Raw genomic sequence first — 6,381 nt, forward strand, 5'->3', positions numbered from 1 at the left:
GAACCGGGTGCCGACCCCGGCGCTCGGCCGGGCGCTCAACCGGGTGCTCAACCTGGATTCCGGCTGGCCGGCTGGAGCGCCGCCGGCGCGGCGTGCCGTGCAACTCCCTTCAGGCCGAACAGGGGCCGCAGCAGCGGCACGCGGCGCACGATCTCGAAGATGCCGAAGCTGGCCGTGACGGTCAGCACCACCAGCACGGTGCCTTCCGTGACGGGCACCAGCGCCGCGCCGCGCAGCAGGCGGGAAAAACAGACGATCAGCGTCTGGTGCAGGATGTAGACGGGGAACACCGCCTGTGCCAGGTATTGCCGTGCCGGCCCGTCGCCCGACAGGTGGCGCCGGGCAAACCCGCAGGCGGCCACGATCGCGCACCACTGGCAGGCCGCCCACGTCGCGCGCGCGGCGATCGGCCACGTCTGCAGCGCCTCGGGCTGCCAGTGGTAGGCGACCAGCGCCGCCCAGCAGGCCAGCGCGATGCCGAGCGCCGCGAAGCGCAGCCGCTCCAGTTCGCGCCAGAACCCCGGCTGGCCCGACAGCACCGCACCGGCCAGGAACAGCGGCAGGTAGGTGGCATGGTTGAACCAGTCGTCGACCAGCGCATGGGTTTCCTCGAAGTGGGGCTTGAGCAGGATGCGCACCAGGGCCAGCAGCGCGGCCGGCAGCACCAGGGCTCTCCAGCCAGCCAGCAGCAGGCCCGCCCGCCTGCCGGCGCGTTCCAGCGCGGCAGTGCCGGCCACGGCGGCCAGCGCCGCCAGCACCAGCGTATAGGCCCACACGTAGGGCAGGTACCACAGGTGGTTCCAGGTCGGCAGCGTCAGGCAGTCGCCATCCTTGCAGAAACCGCCGTAGGCCTGCAGGTACAGCGCCAGGAAATCGCCATAGCTGCCGGCGTACTGCACTTTTTCGACGACTTCGAAGTACGGCTGCGGCGGCACGATCACGAGCATGCCGAACAGCAGCGGCACCAGCAGCCGCGCGCTGCGCTCGCGCACGAAGCCGCCGATGGAGGCCGGGCGCGTCTGGGTTGCCAGTTTCCTCAGCAGGAAGCCCGACGCCACGCCGGAGACAAGGAACAGCAGCGACATCCGCCACGGCGACGACAGCAGCATCAGCGGCTCGATCGTGCCGGCCGCGTGCGGGCTCTTCACATGCCAGTCCCAGCTCACGTAGTACATGCCGATGTGGTACAGGATCAGCAGGAAGAAGGCGAGGATGCGCAGCCAGTCGAGGAAGTACAGGCGGCTGTCGTCTTGCGGGGTGCGGTCGTGCATGGCGTGGTCCGGGTCGATGTGATGACGATAGCCTGGACCTGCGCACGCGACAAGGCGAGGAAAATGGGGCGAGGCGGAGACCGGCGTGGCGGGACGGGGGGCGAGGCGGGCGCAGAGTAAGCCGGCCTGCGCTTGCGCAGGCTAAGCGGACGCCTGCGCAAGCGCAGCGAGCAGCGCGGGGCGGTATTGCCGGCTCAGCGGCACGGTGCCGCCGTCCGTCAGCGCGATATGGCCGTCGCCCCTGTCGTTGGCGACGATGTGCGCGATCCACGGCAGGTGCACGGCGGCGCGGCGGTGGCAGCGCAGGAAGGCGGGACCGAGCGTGTCCAGCAGCCCGGCCAGCGTCTGCCGCAGCAACGGCGCGCCGCCGCCGTCGTGCAGCGCGACGTAGTTGTCGGCCGTTTCCAGCCAGCGCAGGTCGGCGATGCGCACGATGCGCGTGACACCCCGCTCGGTGACGAGCAGCTGGCGCGGCGGCAGGCCGGGCGCCGGCGCCGGCGTGCCCTCGCGGCCGCTTGCACGCGCGGCCAGCCGCTCCTTCAGCCGCGCCAGCGCGCGCGCCAGCCGGGCCGGATCGCAGGGCTTGAGCAGGTAGTCGATCGCATTGGCGTCGAAGGCGCGCAGCGCGTACTCGTCGTAGGCCGTCACGAAGACCACCAGCGGCGCAGGCGCCGCCGGAGAAGCCGGCAGCGAGGCCGCCAGGTCGATTCCCGTCAGGCCCGGCATCTGGATGTCGAGCAGCAGGGCGTCGGGCTGGAAGACCGCCACCTTTGCCAGCGCTTCGACGCCGTCGCGCGCTTCGTCCACCGCGGCGATGCCTTCCTGGCCGGCCAGCAGCCGGCGCAGGCGGTCGCGCGCCGGCCGTTCGTCGTCGACGATCAGGATGCGCATGGCAGCTCCACGCAGGGCAGCACGAGTTCGGCGCGCACGCCGGCCGGCGCCAGCGGCACCAGGGCCAGGGACGCTGCATCGCCGTGCAGGGCCGCCAGGCGGGCGCGCAGGTTGGCCAGCGCTCTGCCGGTGCCGTCGGCCGCTGGCGATTCATCCAGCTCGGCGGCCCCGGGCGCCTCGTCCAGCCTGCCGGTATCGTCCTCGACGGCGAGCAGCAGGCGGCCGCCATCGCGCCGTGCCGCGATGGTGACGCGCACCGGCGCCATGCTGCGTTCGACCGTATGGCGGAACACGTTTTCCAGCAGCGGCTGCAGGCTCATCGCCGGTACCGCCAGGTGGCCGAGGCCTTCGCCGACGCGCCAGTCGATCGTGACGCGGTCGGCGAAGCGTTCCGCCATCAGATCGGCGTAGCCGCGCAGCAGGCGCAGCTCGGCCGCCAGCGCTACTTGCTGGGCGCCGCCGGACAGCGCGGCGCGCAGCAGTTCCGACAGGCGTACCAGCAGCGCGTCGGCACGGTCCACGTCCTCGTGCATGACCGCGGCAATCGTGTTCAGGGCGTTGAACAGGAAATGCGGCTGCATCTGCTGCGTCAACTGGTGCAGCCGGGCCGCGCGCAGTTCCGAGGCGATACGTTCGGCGCGCAGCCGCTCGCCGTGCATTACCTGCCACGACAGCACGCCGAACATGATGACGACGAAGATGGCGAAAAAGATCGTCATCTTGATGTTTTCGTACACCAGCACGCGCGGCCAGGAGGCATGCGGATAGACGTCGCCCATCAGGGCATAGACGGCGTGGCGGATGCCGAATGCGATCGGCACGAAAGCTACCCAGTACACCAGCAGCCAGGGCGCCTGCCGGGCGAACCAGTCGCGCGGCTGCGCCACCAGCGCGTCGTGCCGCCGCGTGAAGCGGCGCTGCACCAGCAGCAGCACGGTTCCCGTGACGGCAGACGAGCCTTCCCACAGCAGCGGCTTCCATAGCGGGCCGTCGTCGTTGCGCAGGAAGTCCTGCACCGCCGTCAGCATCATCAGGATCCAGAACAGGATCCAGGCGGCGCCGATCACGAGGCGCATGCGGCGGTGCAGGCGGGTGTCGTCCATCGCTACTTGTGCCGCGCCTCGACGAGATCGATCTCGCGCACCAGCTTGCGCGAGATCTCGTCGGAGATGTGTTCGTGGCGCGCCAGGCTGAAGATGGTGCGGCGTTCGGCCTGCAGGGCAGCCAGGCGCAGCTCGCGCTCGGCCGCGGTAAGCTTGCGGAAGCGGACCACGTCCTCGTCGTCGACGGCGGCGGTGGTATCGAGGCGGTGCTGGTACAGCGCGATCATGCGGGCCGCCGCTTCCGGGTACATGTCGCTGTCGGCGCCGCTTTGCAACTGCTCCATCTGGGCGCGCTCGATGGCGGCGATGGCGGCACTGGCCGCCTCGCGCCGCGCCAGGTCCTCCTCCTGCCGTTCGGCCGGTTCTTCGGGGAAGTCCATGCCGGCCAGCAGCCGCGGCAGGCCGACGCTGGCCATCACCAGCGAGATCAGGATGACGGTGGAGGCCAGGAAGATCGTCAGGTCGCGCGCCGGGAACGGCGCGCCGGAGGGCAGCGCCAGCGGCAGCGTCATCACGCCGGCCAGCGTGATCGCGCCGCGCACGCCGGCCAGCGAGGTGGCCAGCAGCAGCCGCAATGGCGGCCGCGGCGCTTCCTCGCCGCGGCGGTCCTTGCGGTACAGCGTGATGCGCAGCGTGGTCCAGACCCACAGGAAGCGCAGCGCGAGCAGGCCGAACGAGATCGCGAACGCGTACAGCACCAGCCACCAGGGATTGAGGTGGCCGCTCTGGTCCAGCGATACGCGGGCGCCGTGCAGGATGTCGGGCAGCTGCTCGCCGAGCAGCACGAACATCACGCCGTTCAGTGCGAACTGCATGGTGTCCCAGACGGCCGAGCGCTGGATGCGGGTGGCCGCCATCAGCTGGCCGGACAGTTCGACGTAGCTCATCGTGATGCCGGCCGAGACGGCCGCCAGGATGCCGGATGCGTTGGCGTGTTCGGCGGCCAGGTAGGCGCCGAACGGGATCAGCAGGTTGACCAGGATCGGCGAGCCGGACGGCTCGCCGAAGTGGCGGAACAGCCAGCGCTGCGCCCACGTGGCCAGCAGCGTGACGCCGACGCCGGCGGCGATGCCTCCCGTCACCAGCCAGACGAAGGTCAGCGACGCCTGCGTCAGCGAGAACGTGCCCGTCATCGCCGCGGCGACGGCGAAGCGGAAGCACACCAGGCCGCTGGCATCGTTGAGCAGCGATTCGCCTTCGAGGATGTGCATCAGCCGCTTCGGGATCGGCGCGCCCGAGGCGATCGAGCCCACCGCCACCGGATCGGTGGGCGACACGATGGCGGCCAGCGCGAACGCCACCGGCAGCGGCATGGCCGGGATCAGCCAGTGGATCAGGAAGCCTGCGCCGACCACCGTGAAGATGACGAGGCCGAACGCCAGTTCGAGGATGACGCCCTTGTCGCGGAACAGGCCGCTCTTGGGAATGCGCCAGCCGTCGAGGAACAGCAGCGGCGGCAGGAACAGCAGGAAGAACAGGCCGGGATCGAGCTGCACGCCGTGGCCCGTATAGCCGGCGATCGCGGCGCCCAGTCCGATTTGCACGAGGGGCAATGGCAGCGCTACCGGCAGGACCCGGACGAGATAGGCGCTGGCCACCACGGCCAGCAGCATGGCCAGTACGATTTCGATCGAATCCATTGTTGCGAGTTGCTCCCGGTTGCGCTTGTTTGCCAAGACTTTTGGATAGTGAACCAGTGCAATTATAGGAGGTGGGGCGCGGCGTGCAGGCAGGAAACGAATCGGCCGGCGGCGAGCCGGCCGGTATGCAGGGCAAAAAAAAGGGTTCATCGCACTTTGCCGGGGAACGCATTCTTGATTTTCAAGAAGAAGTAGGATGCGTCCCGGAATCCGTAAGCCATGCGTTTGATCACTTTGATGCGATTGTTGACGCCTTCCAGGATGGATGAGTTCATCGGATAGATGGCCGAAGCCAAGATACCGCGCCGGTATTTGGCCAAGCGTTTAGCGAACTGGATCAGCGGTGCGATCTGGCTTTCCAGGGCGAGCTTGAGCCAGGTTTTCCATCGACGAGCACCTTCCCAGGCCGATGGCGCATACCAGATCTCTTTCAGTTCGGTCTTGAGCAGGTAGACCGTTGCCAAGGGCTGGTTGGCGGCGAGCAGTTCGTCAAGTTTGATCGCCTGGTCGGTTTTGAGATTGTCGCGATTACGCAGCAAAAGCCATCGGCTGCGCTTGATGACCTGACGGGCTTTTGGCTCTGCACGTAGTGCATTGGCTTGATCGACCCGTACCCGGTCAACGACTTCGCGGCCAAAACGGGCCACGACATGAAATAGGTCGTAGACCACCTCGGCATTGGGGCATTGCTGGCGCACTTCGAGATCCATAGCCGTGTTCATGTCCATCGCCACGGCTTCAATCCGCTGGCAGCCTTCCGGTCCCAGCATCTCGAAAAATGGCCGGATCGCTTCCCGGCTATTGCCTTCTCCAACCCACAATACGCGCATCCGTTCAGCATCGAGCGCGACAGTGGCATAGCGGTGTCCCTTGTGCAGGGCGAATTCGTCCATCACCAGGCGCCGTACACCCTCTGCTGAGAAGTCAGCATGCAAGTGCTTCAAGCGCCGATGATCGATCTCTTTGACGGTATGCCAGTGTAGGCCGGTCAGCCGGGCCACATGTGCTATCGGAAGCAGTTGCGCCAGCGCCTCGACCCACAGGCGCACACGATGCGTAATGCGTGAACGCCGGTCAAGCCAGACAATGTGCTCGGCAACCCGTGCATTACAGTGATGGCAGTCCAGTCGCCGCACTGGCACATCAAGCCAGACGCGTTTGTCCAGAATATCGCGGTCGCGCACCTTGCGTCTTCGGCGCTCATGCACCAAGGCGCAAGGCTGGCGGCACGACCCACACAAAGCATCACTTGTCGGACAGGGTTCGAGAACGATCAGCAGGGAACCGTCTTTCTGTTCTTGGACGGAGTCGAGAATATGGCCTTCCCAAAACGGGAGAGACGACATAGCATTGAGCATGGCGGTGGTTTGAAAGATTGACTTGTTTGGCGACTATCAATCTACCAACTTCAGACCCCCGCCACCACTTCCTGCTCAGATCGTCAATCCCGTCTTCCCCCATTCCCCGCGAAGAACC

General features: G+C 67.4%; 5 protein-coding genes. All 5 read right to left on the reverse strand.

The window, feature by feature from the left end:
- Nucleotides 1-47 precede the first annotated feature (47 nt).
- Nucleotides 48-1,271 carry an acyltransferase family protein gene (locus ACY34H_RS12470; protein ID WP_464977811.1) on the reverse strand — a complete coding sequence of 408 codons (1,224 nt, stop codon included), beginning with the start codon at nucleotides 1,269-1,271 and terminating at the stop codon, nucleotides 48-50.
- Nucleotides 1,272-1,412: 141 nt separating this feature from the next.
- Nucleotides 1,413-2,162 carry a LytR/AlgR family response regulator transcription factor gene (locus ACY34H_RS12475; RefSeq protein ID WP_464977812.1) on the reverse strand — a complete coding sequence of 250 codons (750 nt, stop codon included), beginning with the start codon at nucleotides 2,160-2,162 and terminating at the stop codon, nucleotides 1,413-1,415.
- Nucleotides 2,150-3,265, reverse strand: coding sequence for a sensor histidine kinase (locus ACY34H_RS12480; RefSeq protein WP_464977813.1), 1,116 nt, complete (start codon nucleotides 3,263-3,265; stop codon nucleotides 2,150-2,152). Before ACY34H_RS12480 ends, ACY34H_RS12475 begins: the two co-directional genes overlap by 13 nt.
- Before the next feature lie 2 nt (nucleotides 3,266-3,267).
- Nucleotides 3,268-4,905 carry a Na+/H+ antiporter gene (locus ACY34H_RS12485; RefSeq protein WP_464977814.1) on the reverse strand — a complete coding sequence of 546 codons (1,638 nt, stop codon included), beginning with the start codon at nucleotides 4,903-4,905 and terminating at the stop codon, nucleotides 3,268-3,270.
- Nucleotides 4,906-5,051: 146 nt separating this feature from the next.
- Nucleotides 5,052-6,263: an ISL3 family transposase gene (locus ACY34H_RS12490; protein ID WP_464975433.1), complete on the reverse strand. Its 1,212-nt coding sequence runs from the start codon at nucleotides 6,261-6,263 to the stop codon at nucleotides 5,052-5,054.
- Between the last annotated feature and the right edge of the window lie 118 nt (nucleotides 6,264-6,381).

Source organism: Pseudoduganella sp. jia 9, assembly GCF_055502615.1.

Excerpts from the sequence above, each read along its gene's own strand:
- ACY34H_RS12470 (WP_464977811.1), bottom strand. The coding sequence starts at position 1,271 with ATGCACGACCGCACCCCGCAAGACGACAGCCGCCTGTACTTCCTCGAC.
- ACY34H_RS12475 (WP_464977812.1), bottom strand. The coding sequence starts at position 2,162 with ATGCGCATCCTGATCGTCGACGACGAACGGCCGGCGCGCGACCGCCTG.
- ACY34H_RS12480 (WP_464977813.1), bottom strand. The coding sequence starts at position 3,265 with ATGGACGACACCCGCCTGCACCGCCGCATGCGCCTCGTGATCGGCGCC.
- ACY34H_RS12485 (WP_464977814.1), bottom strand. The coding sequence starts at position 4,905 with ATGGATTCGATCGAAATCGTACTGGCCATGCTGCTGGCCGTGGTGGCC.
- ACY34H_RS12490 (WP_464975433.1), bottom strand. The coding sequence starts at position 6,263 with ATGCTCAATGCTATGTCGTCTCTCCCGTTTTGGGAAGGCCATATTCTC.